General features: G+C 66.4%; 9 protein-coding genes. 8 read left to right on the forward strand and 1 reads right to left on the reverse strand.

Annotated features, from left to right (window positions below; genetic code table 11):
* Positions 1-8 precede the first annotated feature (8 nt).
* The 6 genes from GA0070214_RS29575 (at position 9) to GA0070214_RS29600 (ending at position 5,957) form a co-directional block, all read left to right on the forward strand.
* Positions 9-329 (forward strand): DNA cytosine methyltransferase, encoded by a 321-nt coding sequence (locus GA0070214_RS29575; protein ID WP_244167905.1) that lies wholly within the window; start codon positions 9-11, stop codon positions 327-329.
* Positions 330-582: 253 nt separating this feature from the next.
* Positions 583-975: a hypothetical protein gene (locus GA0070214_RS32670; protein WP_244167906.1), complete on the forward strand. Its 393-nt coding sequence runs from the start codon at positions 583-585 to the stop codon at positions 973-975.
* A gap of 103 nt (positions 976-1,078) precedes the next feature.
* On the forward strand, positions 1,079-1,447 hold the full coding sequence (locus GA0070214_RS29585) for a helix-turn-helix domain-containing protein (RefSeq protein ID WP_091269814.1): 369 nt from the start codon (positions 1,079-1,081) through the stop codon (positions 1,445-1,447).
* A 3-nt stretch (positions 1,448-1,450) separates the two neighbouring features.
* Positions 1,451-2,587: a tyrosine-type recombinase/integrase gene (locus tag GA0070214_RS29590; protein WP_091269815.1), complete on the forward strand. Its 1,137-nt coding sequence runs from the start codon at positions 1,451-1,453 to the stop codon at positions 2,585-2,587.
* Positions 2,588-2,832: 245 nt separating this feature from the next.
* Positions 2,833-3,297: a hypothetical protein gene (locus tag GA0070214_RS29595; protein ID WP_139141937.1), complete on the forward strand. Its 465-nt coding sequence runs from the start codon at positions 2,833-2,835 to the stop codon at positions 3,295-3,297.
* A gap of 41 nt (positions 3,298-3,338) precedes the next feature.
* Complete coding sequence (locus GA0070214_RS29600) at positions 3,339-5,957, forward strand: tetratricopeptide repeat protein (RefSeq protein WP_244167907.1); 2,619 nt, start codon at positions 3,339-3,341, stop codon at positions 5,955-5,957.
* Between the two features lie 1,416 nt (positions 5,958-7,373).
* Here GA0070214_RS29600 and GA0070214_RS29610 read toward each other — a convergent pair.
* Positions 7,374-11,777 carry an FG-GAP-like repeat-containing protein gene (locus GA0070214_RS29610; protein ID WP_091269819.1) on the reverse strand — a complete coding sequence of 1,468 codons (4,404 nt, stop codon included), beginning with the start codon at positions 11,775-11,777 and terminating at the stop codon, positions 7,374-7,376.
* A 274-nt stretch (positions 11,778-12,051) separates the two neighbouring features.
* On the opposite strand from GA0070214_RS29610, the gene GA0070214_RS29615 reads away from it, so the two are divergent.
* Together GA0070214_RS29615 and GA0070214_RS29620 are read left to right on the forward strand one after the other, a co-directional pair.
* Entirely contained in the window at positions 12,052-18,603 is a 6,552-nt protein-coding gene (locus GA0070214_RS29615; RefSeq protein WP_244167908.1) for an RHS repeat domain-containing protein, read from the forward strand.
* Entirely contained in the window at positions 18,600-18,971 is a 372-nt protein-coding gene (locus GA0070214_RS29620) for an SCO4402 family protein (RefSeq protein ID WP_244167909.1), read from the forward strand. The genes GA0070214_RS29615 and GA0070214_RS29620 overlap by 4 nt, the downstream gene beginning before the upstream one ends.
* Positions 18,972-19,815 lie beyond the last annotated feature (844 nt).

The following is a 19,815-nucleotide window of genomic DNA, read 5'->3' on the forward strand; positions in this document are numbered from 1 at the left end:
TCCAAAACTTGACATTGGAGCGACAAGACATCTCCAACGCCGGCAAACGCGCCGGCATCACCGGCCCCCACTCCAACCTCTGGCATCACATCACCAGAGCCCTTCGCTATCTTCGACCACCGCTCGTGTTCGTGGAGAACGTGGCCGCCCTGCGCAGGCGCGGACTCGACGTCGTCCACACCGACCTGGCCACGCTCGGGTACGACACGAGCTGGCTATGCCTACGCGCATCCGACATCGGCGCCGCCCACCGACGCGACCGGCTGTTCCTGCTCGCCACCAGCGGCGGGGGAGAGCATGCGGACACTGCCCACGCCCTGCGCCCGTGACGGCAAAGGACCCGGACACCACAACGGGCTGCCCGACCTCATCGAACCCCACGGCACCCGCCACGACCTGCTGCCGACCCTACGCTCCAGCGACACCGGCACCCCAGGCCGCCGAGCGGGTAGCCGTTTCCGGCCGCCCCTGTCACAGGTGCTCCTGCCGACCCCGCGGGCGACGGACGGGCAGAAAGGCTGCCCGGGACAACGGGGCTCACACGGCGACCTCACCCTGCCGTCCGCAGCCGTCGGATGTGCGGTGCCCGCCCTACCGACGCCCCGGGCCTCCGACGCGCATGGGCCCGGCCACCACGGCGACGGCGGCCCCGACCTACGCACCACCGTCGCCCAACTCGCCACCGGCAGCCTGGGAACACCCGATCAGGCGACCTGGGGGATCTACGCACCGGCGATCGCACGCTGGGAGCTTCTGATCGGCCGGCCCGTTCCCGCGCCCACCCAACCCGGCCAGCACGGCAAGCCCGTGCTCGCACCGCCGTTCGTGGAATGGCTCATGGGCCTACCCGCCCACTGGGTCACCGACCCCACCCTCGACCTTCCCCGCACCGGCGCCCTGCGCGTCCTCGGCAACGGCGTCGTCCCCGCCCAAGCAGCGACCGCCCTACGTCTCCTGCTCTGCCGCCACCGCTGAACGCCCCACCACACGGAACTCTCCGCGGGCAGCCTCATGCGGCTGCCCGCGGAGACCCCGTCCGCCTTGGCCACGTCACCCCACACGCTCCCGGGAGCCAGCTATGCCTTCGAACCCTTCGCGATCCCGACGCCGGCTACCGCCGCCCGCGCCTCCACCCGCCCCAGCTGGTGATCTATCCGACGATCAAGGCCCGCGCCTCTACACCCCCGCAGAGGCCGCGGCACTGCTGCGCGTCCCCGAATCCTGGCTGCGCCGCCGCGCCGGCCGCCGCCAGATCCCCCGCACCTTCCTCGGCAAACACCTGCGATTCTCCGCCGCCGACCTCGCCGCCATCATCGCCGCCGCCGCCGAACCCGCCACCAGCCGCCGACGGGCCAGGCGGCCACGCCCACCGTCGACCGCCGACTTGACCCAACCTCAAAGTCACGCGCCAATCACCGCCGCACCCGAACCGAACCGATCGGAGTAACCCATGGCCTGGGTGGAAAAGCGCGGCACCAAGTTCCGCGTCCGCCTCCGCATGCCCGACGGCACCGTCACCACCGACTCCACACACGAACGCCGCGCCGACGCCACCATCCGCGCCAAGGAAATCGACGTGGAAGTCTCCCGCGACACCTTCATCGACCCGCGCGGCGGACGCATCCCCCTCAGCGACTGGGTCCCGATCTGGGAACAGACCCACCAGGCATCGCCCGCCACCTGGGCCGCCTACCGCAGCCACCTGCGGCTGCACATCCTGCCCACCCTCGGCCCACTACCCCTGGTCGACATCCGCCGCCAACACGTCAAGGCCCTCGCCGTCGCCCTCGGCAAACGCCTGGCCCCCCGATCCGTCACCGACGTGATCATGGTCCTGTCGATGATCCTGCAAGAAGCGGTCGAAGACCGCCGGATCCCCTTCAACCCCTGCCGAGGAATCCGCATCCCCAAAGGCATCCGCGCCGAACGACCCCACGCCACCGCCGACCAGGTCGCCGCCATCGTCGCCCGCCAAGCCCGCCCGTCGGACGGGCTGATGATCCTCACCGCCGCCTACACCGGCATGCGCTGGGGGGAGCTCGCCGGCCTGCACCGCGACAACCTCGACCTCAACCTTGGCAGCATCTACGTCCACCCCGACGTCGGCGCCCTCCACGAAGTCGAAGGCAAGCTCTACCTCGGCCCACCCAAAACCAACGACTCCGTCCGCCACATCCGCTTACCCCGCTTCCTCACCAACCTCCTCGCCACCCACCTCGCCGAACACCCCCACGACACCGTCTTCCCCGGCGCCCGCGGCTACCACCAACGCCGCTCCAACTTCAACCGCCGCGCCTGGACCCCCGCCGTCGCAGGCAACCCCAAACAGGGAATCCCGCCGATCCTGCCCGGCATGCACTTCCACGACCTGCGCCACACCCACAAGACCTGGCTTATCGAAGACGGCATCCCCGAAATCGCCCAAGCCCGCCGCCTCGGACACCGCCTCGCAGGCGTAAGAGGCATCTACAGCCACGTCACCGAGCCCATGATCAGCAACCTGGTCGACGCGCTTCAGCGTCGCTGGGAAGCCACCCAACCCGACCGTCCCCAAAGGGCCGTCCGCCGGCTGCGATCTGTCGCCTGACAGCTCTATTCGCAAAAATGAGGCTCCTCATCAAGCTTTCGCGACGCGTGGTGCGCAGGTGGCGAGGCCATAGGCCGATCCCGCAAAAGAATGAGGTGAAGATCCACCTCGTCGTCGATCGCAGGTAGCGAATGGCGCGCTGAGCTGCTGACGCAGCCAATCGACTATGGCTGGTGGCGGTTGGTGTCGGATAGGCGAACCGGTGCGAGGATGCCAGGCTGGATGTCAACCCTGATGATGGTGTCGTGACAGGTTGGAACTGGGCGAGGGTGCTCAGCTGGGTCGGTGTGGGCGTCGTGCTGGGCGGCCTCGCGGGGTTCCTGGTGGTGGTCGGGCTGGACGATGCGGACAGATACGCCAGTGTCTTCGCACTGTTTGTCGGTATCGCCGCGCTGTCGGCGACGGTGTACGGGATCGTGTCAGGCCGACCCGCACCCGCGCCGTCACCACCACCTCTGCCGGTGACGGTTGCACAGCAGGTCGAGGGCTTGGACGCCGGCCGTGACATCGATGTGGTCGATGGTGTGCGGGGCAATCTGCGGATGGGTACCGCACCGTCGTCGGTGACGCCGCCGTCCGCCACGTCCGAGCCGCCACAAACGTTAGGGACGCCGACGGTGCCAGGCAAGCAAGTAGTTCATGACGTGCGGGCCAAAGGCGCGATCCGGATCGTTCGCGGGGTGGACGGCGACGTGGACATCAACCCGTGACCGGCCCCGGCTGGCCCAGCCCGCCAGGGTCGGCGGTATCAGTGGAGGCGGTGCCCCGGCCGGCCAATGGATCGACGCACGGGCAGTGGTTCGACGGTGTGGTCACGTTCGGCGATCTGATCGCAGTGTCGGGGGTCGGGGGCAACGTCACGATCACCACCGAACGGCCGCCGTACCGGATAGAGCCGCTCCCCGGTGTGGCCGAGACCGTTGCCGTCGAGGCGGCGCGGCAGCGACCGTCTCGGCTGCTGCTGGCCGAGCATCGGGTGGTGGGTCTCGTCGGACGTGACGGCGACCTCGGCGAGGTGGCGGCGTGGATGGCCCGGCCGGGCGGGGTGCTGGTGCGGCTGCTGCATGCGGCTGGCGGGCAGGGCAAGACCCGGCTGGCCGCGCACGTCGCCGAAGCATGCGCTGCCACCGGCTGGACGGTGTGGCGGGTGCTGCACGAGCCGGTGTTCTCCGGCGGCTACAGGATGGACCTACCAGCTGGTGGCGGGCTCCTGGTCGTCGTTGACTACGCCGACCGGTGGCCGGTCGCCCATCTGCAGAGCCTGCTCACCCACCTGAAGAGCATGAACTTGAGCACTGGGCTCACCGTGCGGGTGCTGCTGTTGGCCCGCTCCACCACCGGGTGGTGGCCCGCACTTCGCAACCGACTGCGCAGCGACCATCAGGTGGATGCCACCACACAGCCCTTGCCGCCGCTTGGCGACCAGGTCAACCGCGAGATGCTGTTCCAGCAGGCCCGCGCCCGTTTCGCCGCCGCACTGGACGTGGCTGGCGCCGACCAGCTCCCGCTGCCGACCAATCTGGCCGACGAAGCGTTCCGGCAGGTGCTGTCCATACACATGGCGGCCCTCGTGGCCGTCGACGCCCACCTTCGCAACACCGCAGCACCGACCCACCCGCACGCGCTGTCGTCCTACCTCCTGGAACGCGAACGCGACCACTGGTACAAGCTGCACAACCGCCCGGCAGAACCGCGCAAGACCCCGCCCGAGGTGATGGGCCGCGCCGTGTACCTCGCCACGCTCACCGCCGCCGTGCCCCGCGCCACCGCCATCGACCTGCTGCACCGCGTCGGGCTGACCGAACCGGGCACCACCACAATCATCGACGACCACCGGTTCTGCTACCCGCCCGACGACCCCCGCACTGTGCTGCAGGCGCTGCACCCAGACCGGCTCGGCGAAGACCTGATCGCGTTGTTCACGCCCGGCCACCCGCACACCAGCGACGAAGACGAATGGGACAGCGACGACTGGGCCCTCACCGCCGCCGGACAGCTTCTGCACACCGACACCGACCCGCCGCCATGGGCAGCCAACACTATTGCCGTGCTCGTCGAAACCGCGCGCCGCTGGGACCATGTCGCCACTGACGTGCTGTATCCACTCCTGCGCCGACACCCAAAACTGGCCCTGGCCGCCGGCGGCGCCACCATCACCCGCCTCACCACCATCCCTGGAGTCGATCCCGACGTCCTCACCGCCGTCGACAGCGTCCTGCCCATCGAGCGACACGTAGACCTCGACGTCGCCGCCGCCGCCATTACCACCACTCTTACTCGCCACCAATTAGCCGCCACTGACGACCCCGTGGACCACGCGCGTCTGCACGCCATCCACGCCTGGCGCCTCGCCAACGCTGGCCTGCACGAACAAGCCTTGGATCCGGCCGAAGAAGCCACCGGCCTGTACCGGCAGCTGGCCCAGGCCGACCCTGCCGCGCACCTGCCCAATCTCGCCATGTCGTTGACCAACCTCGGCAACTCGCTGTCGGACCTGGGGCGGCGGGAGGAGGCCCTGGTCCTCGCTCAGGAAGCCACTGGCCTGTATCGGCAGCTGGCCCAGGCCAACCCCGCCGCGCATTTACCCAATCTCGCCATGTCACTGAGCAACTTCGGCATCCGACTGTCGGAGCTGAGGCGGTGGGAGGATGTCCTGGCTCCCACGCAGGAAGCCGCCGACCTGTACCGGCAGCTGGCGCGGACCAACCCCGCCGTCCACCTGCCCAACCTCGCCGCGTCGTTGACTAACCTCGGCATGCAGCTTGCGAAGCTAAGGCGGCACGACGAGGCCCTGATCCCCGCTATGGAAGCCGTGACGTTCCGCCGGCAGCTGGCGCGGGCTTACCCGGCCGCTCACCTGCCAGACCTCGCGTCATCGTTGATCAATTTCGGCGCGGTGCTGTCCGAGTTGGGGCGGTGGGACGAGGCCCTGGCCCCCACTCAGGAAGCCACCGACCTGTACCGGCAGCTGGCCCAGGCCAACCCTGCCCACCTGCCCAACCTTGCCGGGGCATTAAGCAACTTCGGCATCCAGCTGTCGCGCCTTGGGCGGCGCGAGGCCCTGGACCCCGCCGAGGAAGCCACCGACCTTTACCGACAGCTGGCGCGGGCTTACCCGGCTGCTCACGTGCCCGATCTCCCTATGTCGTTGTGGGTGTACGCGCAGATCTGCGTCATGGTCCAGGACAACCTGCCCCACGCGCTCGGCGCGGTTACGGAAGCGGTCGGACTGTACTCGAGACTTGCCGAGCAGCTACCACAAGCATTCGGACGACAATTGTTGTCCGCGTGCCACACCATGGCAGATGTACTCGACGGTCTCGGACGCATCGACGAAGCCTCGGAGCTTCGCCGTCAACTGGCCGCGTAACGGCTTAGGAAGCCCTGCGCGGTCTCTCGACGACGCCGCGGGCGGAGCGACTGCCTCGGTGGGAGCGCGTTGGGAGCAACCGGGAGCACTGAACTGCGAATCAACGGCCGCTACCCGTACCCGAAGGGCTTATCGCCGCAGGTCACGCACGAGCGGCCCCCCAAGTTGTCATGCATGACCTCTTCGGGAAGACCGAAGGCGTCAGCGTCTTTGCCTCACGCTTGTCGGCCGTGCATGTCCTGACCCTGTGGGACAGAGTGTGTTGAGTCAGCAGCTGAAAGCCAGGTTCTGCAGGGTCGCTCAGGGCCGCAGCGCGCTTAGCGTGGTGAGCGCCGGCTCGGTCCTCGCAAGGCAGAGCGCGGGCGCTGCGCGGCTCGGCGTGTAGCAGTCGGCGTCGGCCTATACCGGTCACGGCCTCGCCGAACGGCACCGGCCTGCGCGATCCTCTACCGCGCGGACCCGTCGGTCGCACGAGAACTCGCCACCAACGACTGCCAAGGCCTCACGCGCCAGCGCCGACTGCGACCTCCTGCCGCTCGGATATGTGCGCGGCAACGGCACGCGGTAGGTGCTGCATCGCCGTCACCGAGAGCTGTCCGCAGCGGCAGCGCCGACCTCGTTTGGCGACGGTAGACCTCTAGCGACCTACCAGGCCGGCGCGTTGCGCCAGGAGCGCATGTGGAGGTTCCTAGAACCTTTGGCCGATGGTAGCTTACCGCTCTCCTCGTTGACTCTTAGGTTGTGAGACGGAGATGTGATGCGGGCACCTGCCTCTGAAGCAAGGGAATCTGCTGACAAGCCAGGATTTCAGCGCCGTTGGATTGGCGCAGCCATGATTGTTTTCGTGTTGCTCGTGGGCGCCATCGCCGTGGTTTGGCAGTTAAGGGGATCTCGTGAGGAGGACCCAGGGGTGACTGCCTGCCGATCGGCCGACCTGGTGATTCGGGCCGCGGAGGGAGAGGCGGCACCTGACGGCGAGATGCGGCGCGTGGGGGAACTTTTTGAGCGCTCTTCGCATGATGATTTGAAGTCCGCTGGTGTTTATGCAGTGGGGATGGTCGAGCGGGTCCAAGACCCTCGCAGGTCTGGTCCAGCAGCCGAGAGGGCTCGCACCGAGCTGTCGAGGGCGGTCCCGCGGCTGGTCGATGCGTGCGCGAGCCACGACGTTGCTGTCGGGTAGTGATGGCAGGTGAGGCGCAGCGAGTTCCTCGGCTGCCCACCTTCGCTGCGGATTGGTGGCGCGCGACCCCTCGGCGTTTGAGCTTGTGCAGCGGCCAGGTTGGCCGTTCGATCTCTCACAGACCGAATCGTCCGGCGCTTCTTTGGCTTGTAGCCATTAGTCGGCCGGAGTTCGACGTCGAGATCCGGTGCCCCGAGATGTGAGCTTCGGGGCACCGGATCTTTCTGGGGCTCACATCAACCGATGGTCTTCACTAGGCTGACGAGCCAGCCACTTGCAATTTGGTATCGGCTCGGGAAGCTCACGTCGCTGCTGCCCGGGTAGACCCAGCCGTCGCCCTTCGAGTCGCCGGCGACGATGTCTGGGAGACCGTCGCCGTTGACGTCGGTGATGGCGACGCGATAGGTGGCCCAGCCAGAGCCGATCTGTTTGCGGGTGCCGAACATCGCCAGCCCGGCTTGGCCAGTGTTGGGGTACCAGTACAGGTTGCCTGTCGTGTCGATCGAGATGAGGTCGTCGAGTCCGTCGCGGTTGAAATCGACCGGGTAGATGCGGTAGTTCGACCACCCGGATTGCGCCACCCGTACTGCACAGCAGCCGTTGGGGTAGTAGAACAGTTCGCCGGTCGAGTTTTTGATGCCGAAATGGTCGGGTTGTGGTGATGTATTGGCGTTGGCGGAGGCGTGGGTATAGTCAGTCCAGCCGACGCCGACGCGCTTGCGGGTTGCGTAGGTGGGCGCGCCGTTGACGTTCGGGTAGGCCCACAGCTGTCCGCTGGCGTCGACGCCCATGACGTCGGCGAGACCGTCTTGGGTCCAGTCGTGGATGTCCCACCGCCAGCCGTCCCAGCCTTGTCCGATCTTCATCGGGGTGCCGAAGGTGGACATCCCGGTGCCGCCGGTGTTGGGCCGGAGGTAAAGGTTGCCGGAGGAGTCGGCGGTGACGATGTCGGCTTTGCCGTCACCGTTGAGGTCGTGCGGGGCGGGGCTCGGGTTGATGACCGCGGAGTCCCATGCCTGGGCCGTGGAGAGCTGGCCGTTGAAGTAGCCGCCGGTGGTGCTGGCTCCAGTGCGCGTGCTGCCGAAACGCAGGCTCCGGTCGGCATTCCAGATGGTGGTGTGCGAGGCCGAGGCGATGTTGCGTCCGTTGATGTAGAGGTACATGTTTCTGAGAGTTCCGCTGGCGGGTTTGAACGTGATCGCCAATTGCGTCCAGGCACCGAGTCGTACGGTGTTGGCGCCACTGCTCACCGTGTCCCAGATGGGGCTCGCGACATCGCTGCGGGACATCGCGAACCGCCAGGAGTTGTCGCTCGCATCGGCCCAGAGTTTGAATCCGGCGGTGTTGACGCCGTCCTGGGAGACGACCGTGCCGCCGCTGGCGTTGGGTTTCGCCCACACCGAGATGGAGAAGCCGGCGTCCGTGGCCACAGCCGCCCCGGTGGTTGTCAGGGTGCTGTTGGCGCCGTCGAGAGTGATGCTCGGGTCGAAGAGATCCCCGGTCCGCCAGGCTGCGGCGCCACTGCCGGTCGCTGCCAGCGTTCCGACCGCGTCCTCCGCTGGGACGGTGCTGGCTTGTCCGTCCTTGGCGTCGGCGAAGTGCCAGGCGTGTTTGGCGGTGACGATCCTGCCCTCAGGATCGCCGGTGATGGAACCCGTTCCGGCGGTGAGGTTGGTAACGCGCCACGTCTTGGTGGTGCCGCTGGCGCCGACGGTCCAGAGGTCCGGGGTGCCGTCATTGTTGATGTCGGCGGCGCGCAGGCCGAGCACGGCGTCCTTGTTCCAGCCTGCTGTAGAGAGTGTGTACGAGGTGTACGTCAGCTGGCCGTTGTCGATGTCGAAGCTGAGGCCGGTCCAGAGGTGCAGGGCACCCGTGCCGGGCTTCCACAGGAACATGGCCGTGCTGGTGCCGGTTGTGTTGGTGGTCTGCGTGGTGGCGATGGTCCAGTTGTTCCAGTCGTTGCCGCCGTCGGGGGTCGTCGCTGACGTGCGGGTGACTTGCTGGAACGAGCCCGGTCCGGTGGACGGGTAGTACGTGAGGTAGTAGCCGGTCTCGTTGCCGCTGATGCCGATCAGGTCGGGGTAGGGCTGGCCGGTGTGCCGGGCGTCGCCTGCGTTGGCGACCTGCAGTGGTGATACGTCGGCCTCGTCGGTCAGGGCTTCCCGGGGGACCGTGACCTGGTTGCCGTTCTCGTAGGGTTGGATTACTGATCCGTCTCCGTTGGCGCGCAGCATGCTGGCTCCGCCGGCGTTGGCACCGGCCGGGTAGTAGACCAGGACGTCTTGGAGGCCGTAGCCGGCGAACTGGCCGGTGATGGCTTGCGCGCCGTTGAAGTCTTTCGAGGAGCCGACGGTGCCCAGGCCGTTGCCCTTGGATCCGATGTTGGTGGCGGGTGCGGGCGGGCCGTCCGAGCCGCCTTCGGTGAGCCATAGTCCTGGCGGGAGGCCGTTGGTGTTGCCGGCGACTAGTAGATCGGGGATGTCGTCTCCGGTCATGTCGCCGTCGACCGCGGTGACTGCGGGGTCTGAGTTGAAGGTGACGCTTTCGGAGTCGCCGATGTTGCCGCCGGGGGAGAGGCTGGTGACGGTCAGGGTGTTGGTGTACCGGGTCGGCAGGATGGAGACGGTGGTGCTGCCGGTGCCGGACGCAGTGACTTGGACCGGGGCGGCGGCGTTGAGCTGGTAGAGGTAACCGCTGGGGGTTGTGCCTCCTGCTGCGGTGATGGTGAAGCTCGCCGGCTGCCCGATGACCGACTCAGCCGGGGCTGTCACATCGGGGTGGCCCGGGCGAGTGGGGTCGAAGCTGAAGGTGCAGGTGTCCGACCAGTCGCTGGGCGTCCTGAAATCCGTGGCCTGTACTTTCCAGGTGTACGCCGTGACCGTCCCAGTGCCGGGGCCGGTGTAGCCGGCGTACTGACGCAGGGTGGCCTGCGGGACCACGAGCACGGCGGTGGTGCCAGACGAGGCGGTCAGCTTGTTCGGATCGGACGTGGCGACGACGGCGCCGTCGCTTTTGCGGGTGAGCCGGAAGGACACCCCGAGGACGCCGCCGTTGCGGTCGGACACCGGCGCGTAGAGCGAAACCGAGGCGTCGCCGACGGTCGAGCCGCCGGCGCAGGTGGTCTTCGGGGAGGTGGTCAGCCCGGTGGGCTTGTTCGGCTTGTGGTTGTACTGGATCTCGAGGGTCGGACTTGTCTCCAGGAATTCCTTCCAACTTTCCGGGTCGCCGGCCTCGTTGTACGCCTTCATCCACAGGGTGCGGGTCTTGTGGTTGTCGCTGACGTCCCTCTGAATCTGACCGGTGATGTCGAAGGAGACACCATCGGCCGCGCATCCGCTGTATCCGTACGCGAAGCTCTTGGAGGCGGCTAGAGGTCCGCTGCTCTGGCCTTCCCAGTAGTTCCATGTGGCGTTGGTGCCGCTCAGCACGGTGTTGGGTGCGTAGACGTTGACCTGCTTCGGGTCGCAATTCCAAGATCGTGTATTGGTGATCTTAAAAATGGCCGAGTTGATTTCCGCGCCGGTCAGCGTGCTGACGGGGACCGAGAAGTTGATGAGGGTGTTCGACCGCTGCTCTCCGGCGTTCCCGACCTGCATGCGGCCAATGGGATCTGGGGTGGTCATCCAGTAGTTGGTGGACTGGTGCTGGTAGGAGATGCTCGCCCAGCCGCCTCTTCCGGATCCGGCGGGCGACCAGTTGAACGTCGGGTCGATGAACACCGGGTACACCGTCTTCGTGCCGCTAAGCAGGGTCCGGTCGGGAACCAGATGCAGCTTTCGGCCCTGCATGCGCACCTTGACGGGCGCGGTACGCGCGGCCCGGCCGGGCGCGGTGGCATCTGACGTTTGCCCGCTACGAGCTGCCGGTCCCGCTGCGGGCGAGGAGCTGGAGTCCCACATCAGCGGCGCTGGCGCGGAGAGCGCCGTTGCCCCCGACCGATCACGGCCAGCGATGTTCCCGGCCTTGTCGACACTGAGGCTGAAGCCTTGGGCGTGGGTGCCGAGCGAGAGGGTCAACAGCTCTGGGTTGTCGGCAGCCTCCGGAGTGCGGACCACGAAAACGTGGGAGAAGCCGCCATTCCGATTTACGGTGACGACGAGGTCGACGTCAGGTAGCACGCCGGCGTAGGTGGCGGTGGCACCCGACAGTGTGGGTGCGGGCAGCGGCATCGGCGCATCTACGGTGAAGGTGCGGTCGCCGGAGGTCAACTGTGCCAGCGGAGCCTCCCCGCCGGGAGAGAGGGCGACGTCGTTGGTTGTCACGCTTGAGGTGATGGTGCCGTCCGGCCGCCTGACCAAGGTCGCATCCAGCGGCTTCCAGCTCCCGTCGACCTTCTTGCGGGTGGCGGTGGCGTGCTGGGTCAGATGAACCTGGCCGTCGGGCAGGGCGGTGACGACTGAGGTCGATGTCCCGGTGGCGGTAGCTTCGACCGGCTGGCCGGTCCGTCGTGCCTGTGCCAAGGCCTGCTCGACGTCCAGCGATGTGTCCGCGGTGGGTGCCGGGCGGGGGGCGCCGGCGTAGCCGTCCGGGTCGGCGGTGGCGACGGCACCGGGCCACATCGCGGCTGCGGTGACGAGCAGGCTGGCCGCGGTCGCGAACGAGGTGGCCCTTGTTCGTCGTGGAGGCCGGGTTGTGGGCATGGTGAGGAACTCCCCGTGTCAGGGGACGCGCCGGTGCGCGTCCCGATGGCGGGGCACAGTGAACCAGCGCCAGCGCCATCCCGGGAACGGATCTCCTTACTTTCGGTTGTCCTTTTCGCACTCACTGCGACAGGTTTGATCGCATGCTCTTTGATCTATCGTTATATTCCCGTGACCTTTTCCCATCTGCTTCATGGCAGATTGTTCGCGCCACGGGGGTGTGCGACGGGAACAACCCGCGTGGCCCGTCATCCGTTCTCAGGTTGGGAATCGCATGCTCAGGCACGGGGGATCGCGGCTGTTCGCGCGCCGCACACGGCTCGTCGCATCGCTCACCGCGGCGGTCATCACGGCAGGCACGCTGGTCGGCACACCCGCCAGTGGCAAGCCGGAAGGGGTGGGCGCGGCGCAGCCGCCGGTTCCGGCGCCCGGCAGATCAGTCGACGGTGTGAAACCGCTGCCCAGCAAGTTCGCGCCTGCTCGCAACACCGCCAGGGCCAATTACCTGCCAACCAGGACCAGATGGCCCGGGGCTGCCAACGCCCAGGTCGACCTGAGCGGTGCCGAGACCAACGCATCCAGCCCCGTGAAGGCCAAAGCAGCGGGGACGCCGGTGTGGGTGAGTCCGGCGCCGAAGGGCCGTGCCAACTATGCCGGACCGAAGCACCTCGACGTGCGGGTGTTCGATCGGACCGCGGCGGCTACCGCCGGTGTGAATGGGCTGCTGGTCGAGGTGACGCCACAGTCCACCCCATCCGCGGGCGACGCGGGTACCGGGACTGTCCGAGTCGGGGTGGACTATGACTCCTTCGCCGAGGCGTACGGAGGCAACTACGGCCTTCGGCTCAGGCTGGTCCGCCTGCCGGCTTGCGCACTGACCACGCCGCAGCGCTCTGAGTGCCGCCGGCAGCAGCCGCTGCCTTCGATCAACGACGCTGCCGCGAAAACCGTCTCCGCCGAGCTTCCAGTAGGCGCCGACTCGAAAGCTGGCACAACGAACACGGCCATGCTCATCGCAGCGGTCGCTGGGGCCGGCGACGAGGGTGGTGCCGGGGGCACCTACGCCGCGACAGAGCTGAAGCCCTCCGGATCCTGGACCGCGGGGGGCAGCACCGGATCCTTCAGCTACTCGTACCCGCTGACCCTGCCCCCGGCGAGGTCGAAGCTCGCGCCACAACTCGCGCTCTCCTACGACTCAAGCGCCGTGGACGGTCAGACGGTTGCCACCAATGCCCAGGCGTCCTGGATTGGCGACGGCTGGTCGACCCCGCGCAACTACGTCGAGCAGACCTTCGTCTCATGCAAGGACGACCCCGGCGGCAGCGCGTCACCCAAGGAAACCTACGACCGCTGCTACACAGGCCCCATCCTGACCCTGTCGCTGAACGGCTCGTCGACATCGATGATCTGGGACGCTGGAAAGCGGGTCTGGAAGCTCCAGAACGACAACGGCTCCGACATCACCCAGGTCACCAACTCCAACAACGGCAGCGGCACCTACAACACCGACTACTGGCGGGTGACCGAGCCGGACGGCACGGTCTACGAGTTCGGGCGGAACCGGCTTCCGGGCTGGACGTCCGGCAAGGCCGAGACCAAGTCTGTCGACTACACGCCGGTCTACTCACCGCATGCCGGCGATCCCTGCTACGACGCTGCTGGCTTCAACGCCTCCGTCTGCACGATGGCGTATCGGTGGAACCTCGACTACGTCAAGGACCCACACGGTAACGCGATGGCCTACTACTACAACCAGGCCGTCAACTACTACGGGCAGAACGAGGGCAGCACCGACGTGCCCTACATCCGGGACAGCAACCTTGCCCGCATTGACTACGGCTTCACCGACGGCGGCGCCTACGGCACCGTGTCGAACCGGGTCGTGTTCAACACCGACGTCCGCTGCCTGTCCGGAACCTGCACGCCGCTGAACGACACCACGAAGGCCAACTGGCCCGACGTCCCCTACGACCTCGTCTGTGACCAGGGCACCGACTGCAAGTCCTGGAGCCCTTCGTTCTTCTCCACTATTCGGCTGACTTCGATCGAGACCCAGCAGTACGACCTGACCGCAGGCAAGCACCTTCCTGTCGATTCCTATGCACTGGCGCAGACCATGCCAGCCACCGGAGACGGCACCGCGCCGACCCTGTGGCTTGACTCCATCACCCGGACCGGCAACGACCTCACCTCAGGCGGGTCGACGACGGCGATCACCCTGCCGTCCGTATCCTTCACCGCGATCAAGCTGGCCAACCGGGTGGACACCGCCGGTGGTTTTCCGTCGTTCTACCGGCGGCGCATCGAGACGGTCACCACCGAAACCGGCTCCGTGATCACTGCCAGCTACGAACTGCCGGTGCCGTGCACGGCCCCCGTCACCGTCGCCCCTGAGTCGAACACGAGGTCCTGCTACCCGGTCTACTGGACACCGGACGGCCTGACCACCCCGAAACGGGACTGGTTCCACAAGTACGCCGTTACGCGGGTGACCGCCTCGGATCCGACCGGCGGCGCTCCGCTCACCTCCACCAGCTACAGGTACGTCGGCGGAGCGGCCTGGCGCTACGACGACAACGAGGTCGTCAAGGCCAAGTACCGCACCTACGGACAGTTCCGCGGCTACGGCACGGTCGAAACCCGCAACGGTGATGGCGTCAACGACCCACAAACGCTGTCGGCGTCGACCTACTACCGCGGGATGTCGCGGAACAACAGCAGCACGGTCGTCAACCTGACCGACTCCGTTGGCGGCCAGCACGAGGACCTTGACCAACTCGCCGGCCGCGAACTCGAGACGACCGCGTACCGCGGCGACGGTGGACCGGTGGAGAGCTCGACCGTCACTTCCTACTGGATTTCGGCGGCAACAGCGACCCGATCACGCAGCGGCCTGCCCGCTCTGACGGCCAACAAGATGGCGCCAATCCAGACATGGACCCGGCAGGCGGTCACCTCAGCGGGGACCACCACCTGGCGCTACAGCCAGACCGACAACACCTACGACACGAATGTCGACTCGCCGACGTTCGGCTTGCTGAAGTTCTCCTACGACCACGCCGTGCCGGTCAGCACCGCCTACGACCGATGCACGTCCACCACGTACGCACCGGTGAACACGGCTCTCAACCTGGTCGGTCTGATCAGTCAGATCGAAACGGTCTCGGTCGCCTGCGGTGGCTTCACCCAGGGCTCACCCGCGTCCGAGCCCGGCAGCGTCAACACGCTTACCGCTCCGGTGAACGTCGACCGGCCCGCTCAGGTCGTCTCGCACGTGCGGACGTACTACGACGACCCGACCTTCGACACCGTCTTCCCGCAGACCGCCGCCCCCACTAAGGGTGACGTGACCATGGTGCGCAAGGCGAAGGACTACGTCTCGGGCGCCTACGTCTACCAGACAACCGACCGCGCCGACTTCGACCGCTACGGCCGCGCCGTCACTACCTACGACGCCAACGGCAACACCAGCACCACCGCATACACCGACAACACGGTGGGCCTGACCATCGGGGTCAAAACGACCAACGCCGAGGGGCACGAGACGTCGGCGACGGTGACGCCGATGCGTGCCCTCACCACGGTGAGCAGCGACGTCAACGGCGTTGTGACCAGCCGCCAGTTCGACGCGCTCGGCCGGGTCAAGGCGGTCTGGGTCGCCTCCCGGCCGACCAGCAGCACACCCCACTACCGCTACACCTACCTCGTCCAGAAGACCGGCCCGACCGCCACGACCACCGAGACACTGAACAACGCCGGCGCCTACGCCATCTCCACCCAGATCTACGACGCCCAGCTGCGCCCGCGCCAGACCCAGGACACCACCCCGTCGGGCGGCCGGATGATCACCGACACCTTCTACGACAGCCGCAGCTGGGTGAGGGCCACCTACAACGGCTGGTGGGACGACAAGAACACCCCGGGCACCACTCCGGTGTACGCGCCGGACCTCGCCAAGAAGGTGTACAACCAGACCTTCAACACCTACGACGGAGCCGGCCGCGTCATTCTCGCGGAAAGCGCCCGCGACAACCTGGTCGTCTCATCCACCCGCACGATCTACAACGGTGACCGCACCACGGTGATCCCCCCGACCGGCGGGACCACGACGGCGACCCTCACCGACCCGATGGGTCGCACCACCAAACTGCTCCAATACACGGCGGCGCCGACGCTGGTTAGCCCGTCGAACTCCTTCACCGGAACGTACTACCTGACCGGCGGCACCACGGTCGCAACGAGCTACGGCTACGACGAGCACGGCAATCAGGCAACGCTGACCGACGCGAACGGCAGCACCTGGAACAGCCAGTACGACCTCCTCGCCCGGGCCGCCAGCAAGACGGACCCGGACGCCGGAACCAGCACCACCAAGTACGACGGCAACGGCAACATCACCGAGACCACCAACTCCCGCGGCAAGACCGTCTCGTACACCTACGACAAGATCAACCGCAAGACCGGCAGCTTCGCCGCCTCGGAGTCGGGTCAGTCGCCGGCCAATCAGCTCGGCATGTGGGTGTACGACAACGACAACAACGCGGTGGCCGGAATGGTCAACCCGATCGGCAAGCTGACCACCGTCACCGCCTTCCGAAACAACGCCGCCTACACCACCCAGTACAGCGGCTTCACCGCCTTCGGCGCCTCGACCGGGGAATCGATCACCATCCCGGCAACCGAGGGACTGCTTGGCAACACCTACGGCTTCACCCACAAATACTTGGCTGTCACGGGGAAGCCGTACAGCGACACCTACCAGGCCAGCGGCGGCCTACCCGCCGAGACGGTCACCTACAGCTACAAGACGCCGTTGGAACTGCCGAACGGCGCGAGCAGCTTGCTGGCGACCTACGCCAATGGCACTACCTATGACGAATACGGGCGAGTGACCGGTGGCGGCCTCAATGCCAGCACCAGCCAGGCAAGCATCGTCAACCTCTACGACGATCACACTGGCTGGCTGAAGCAGCGCAAGATCACCAGAACGACGACTGTCACGACCGATGTCGGGCAGCGCGACTACACGTACGATCTCTCCGGCAACATTACAAAGCAGGTCGAGACAAGGAAACTGCCCAGCGTGGCAGCGGAGACGCAGTGCTACCGGTACGACGCCCTGCGGCAGCTCACCTCGGCTTGGACAGCAACCGACAACTGCGCCGTCACGCCCACCATCAGCAACCGCTCCATGGTCGGCAGTGGAATCGGCTCCACCAGCGCCTTCTGGACCGACTGGAACGTCGACACCCTGGGCAACCGGCGAAGCCAAACGCAACGCTCGCTTAGCGGCGGCACAGACACGACCACCAACTACGCCTACAACGGCAACGGCAAGAACCAGCCGCACACGTTGACCAGCACGAGCACCACCGGCGGACTGACGGGCTCGACGGCCTACACCTACGACACGTCCGGCAACATGATCACCCGCATTGCCGGACAGGGCAACCAGACGCTCACCTGGGACGACACCGGCGAGCTCACCTCCGTTGCCGGCGGCACCAACGGAAACAGCAGCTTCCTCTACGACGCCGACGGCAACCTCCTGATACAGAAGGACCCGGGCACCGCCACCCTCTACCTGCCGGCCCAACAGCTCACCCTCAACACGAGCACCAACACTGTGAGCGGAGTGCGGTATTACGCGCTGCCCAACGGAGCGACAGCGGTCCGCACCGGGAGTGGTAGCAGCTACAGCTACATGATCCCCGACCACCAGGGCAACCCGACTCTTTACCTGAACAACACCGCGCAGGTGCCCACCTGGCGGCAGTTCACCCCGTACGGCAGCCCGCGCGGGGCCACCGTCACCGCCCCCGACAACCGAGGCTTCCTGAACCAACCGCTCAACACCAACACCGGCCTCACCCAGGTCGGCGCCCGCAACTATGACCCCACCACCGGTCGCTTCGTGTCGATTGATCCACTGCAGGATCTCACCGATCCACAGCAGTGGAACGGCTACGCCTACGCCAACAACTCTCCCATCACGTCCAGTGACCCCTCCGGTCTCATCCCAGAGGACTGCCTGGACCACGACTGCTACGGCTACAGCCCCACCAAGGGCTGCCCAGGCGGATGCGGCACACCTGCAAACGAGCACTGGGGCAAGAGCCGCGGATACACCGGCAGCGCCCCGAAGCGGCGCCACGACCCCCGCATCCTCGGTCACGTCATCAAGGTCCCGGACACGGTGCCGCTCGAGGAATTCACCCGCCGCTGGAACCAGCAGCGAGGCGAGTGGTTCGGACGTGAATACTTCTCGAATGACGAACTCATGGTGGAGGACGAACGCGCACTCGCCATGAACATCTGCCATGAAATGGGCCGTCCGGGCGGATGCCAGCAGTGGATTGAGGAACTCTACAACCCGTACATCGATTGGATGGCGGCAAACCTACCGTCAGACGAACTGCCTGGTGCAGGCGGCGGATCTGGCTTTGGTGGCGGCGCCGGTGGGAGAGGCGCGGGGGGATCCCCTAGGCTTCCAGAGCTTGGCTCGCCGAATCCGGGCAGAATCCATTTCCGCCCCGATACTGGAGGTAAGCTGCCGGCAAGCTGGGGAAATGGCAAGCCAAACAAGAAGGGCGTAGGCACCCGCTGGCAGGATCCAAAGAATCAAGGTAATGGAGTGCGGATCGATCAGGGAAATCCGAACTCGCCGTCCCCTAGCCAGCAAGTAGACCATGTGGTTGTGCGCTCCAATGGTAAAGTAATCGGGCGTGATGGTAAGCCGATCACGGGTGCCATCAATGAGGACCCCACCAACGCACATATCCCGCTTAGTGAATGGCAGAAGTGGTCGTCGTGGAATCACCCATGAGTGAGGTTCGTTTTCCTGCCATGAGAGAAGAGATTGTTCAGGCGGTAAGGGCGCTCGCGGATCACGAGTACCAGTGGTCGGCGTGGGTTCGGCGAGAGCTGCCGCCTGGACAGTACGATGAGTTTACTCATCGAATCCATATTCTTTACGATGATACGCAGGTGCTCGAGGACCCAGGAGCAGCCGTTGGCATCTATCTAAGGTCTCAAGAAGAAGCCATTGCAATGCAGAGATTGGCTGCCGCGATCGATGCCTTATTCGACGAGTTAGGCACTGAGCTCTCCGACGAGAGTTATCTTCGCGCTCGACGTTGGCCAGCGATTGTGACGGCAGCTAGGGAAGCGCTGGTTTTACTGGAAGCCAAATAGCGCCGCCGGTTGAAGTAGGGGAACGCGGACGGCGGGAAAGCTCTGTGGGTTGCCTCGATGGCGACGTCGGTAACGACGGTTTGCTGTGCAGCTGCGGGCTCGTCGCCGTCGCCGTCAGGTCCCGCCCATCACTCCGTGCCGTGCGGGGGCGTGTTCTACGAGGCGAACGGATACATGATCGACGGCGCTAGGTTCGCCGACCTGCCCGACGGCCCGACGCCGTACCTGAACCCCCCGACCCTCCGAAGGTGCCGATGTCCGCGCCTTGTTCCTTCAGAGGGGCGGGTGCGTTGTCCTGCAGAAGACCGAAGTGGTCAGCGTTGGCTGCTCCCCGCCTGGCTGCCGCTGTTCAGGGGATTGCCGGTGGGACTCGAGTCTCAGCTCCCGGGATCCACGCCGACGCCAGCACGGCGACACCCAGCGCCATACGTCGATACGGCAAAAACCTGTCGGCTGGCGTCAGCGGGCTTCAACACGACAGCCAGCACTAGCCAGGCACATGGGCGTCGGACTGCCCGCCGGCGGCTGGGTTTAGCCACTCAGCTACCACCGGGTGTCGGCCGGAGATTGGGGAGCAGGTTGGGAGCAGCCAGGTGCACCGAACGGCGCTGAACGGCACCTTACGGCGCCGAACGCCACTCACCTGCACCCAGCACGACCTGCGTCTTCTCGTTTACGCAGGTCAGAGTGCGTGCGGCGTCCTGCTTCACGCGGAGTGCTCAGCGGTTTCGCGCAGCAGTCGACGGCTATCTATGTTCTCTGCAGGGGAGTATGCGCAGGTCAGAGCGGTAAGGAGCCGCTGAGTGCCTTGGCCTTGCAAGTGGGAGCAGATTGGGTGCAGGTT

The organism is Micromonospora chaiyaphumensis (assembly GCF_900091435.1).
GTDB classification, from domain to species: domain Bacteria; phylum Actinomycetota; class Actinomycetes; order Mycobacteriales; family Micromonosporaceae; genus Micromonospora; species Micromonospora chaiyaphumensis.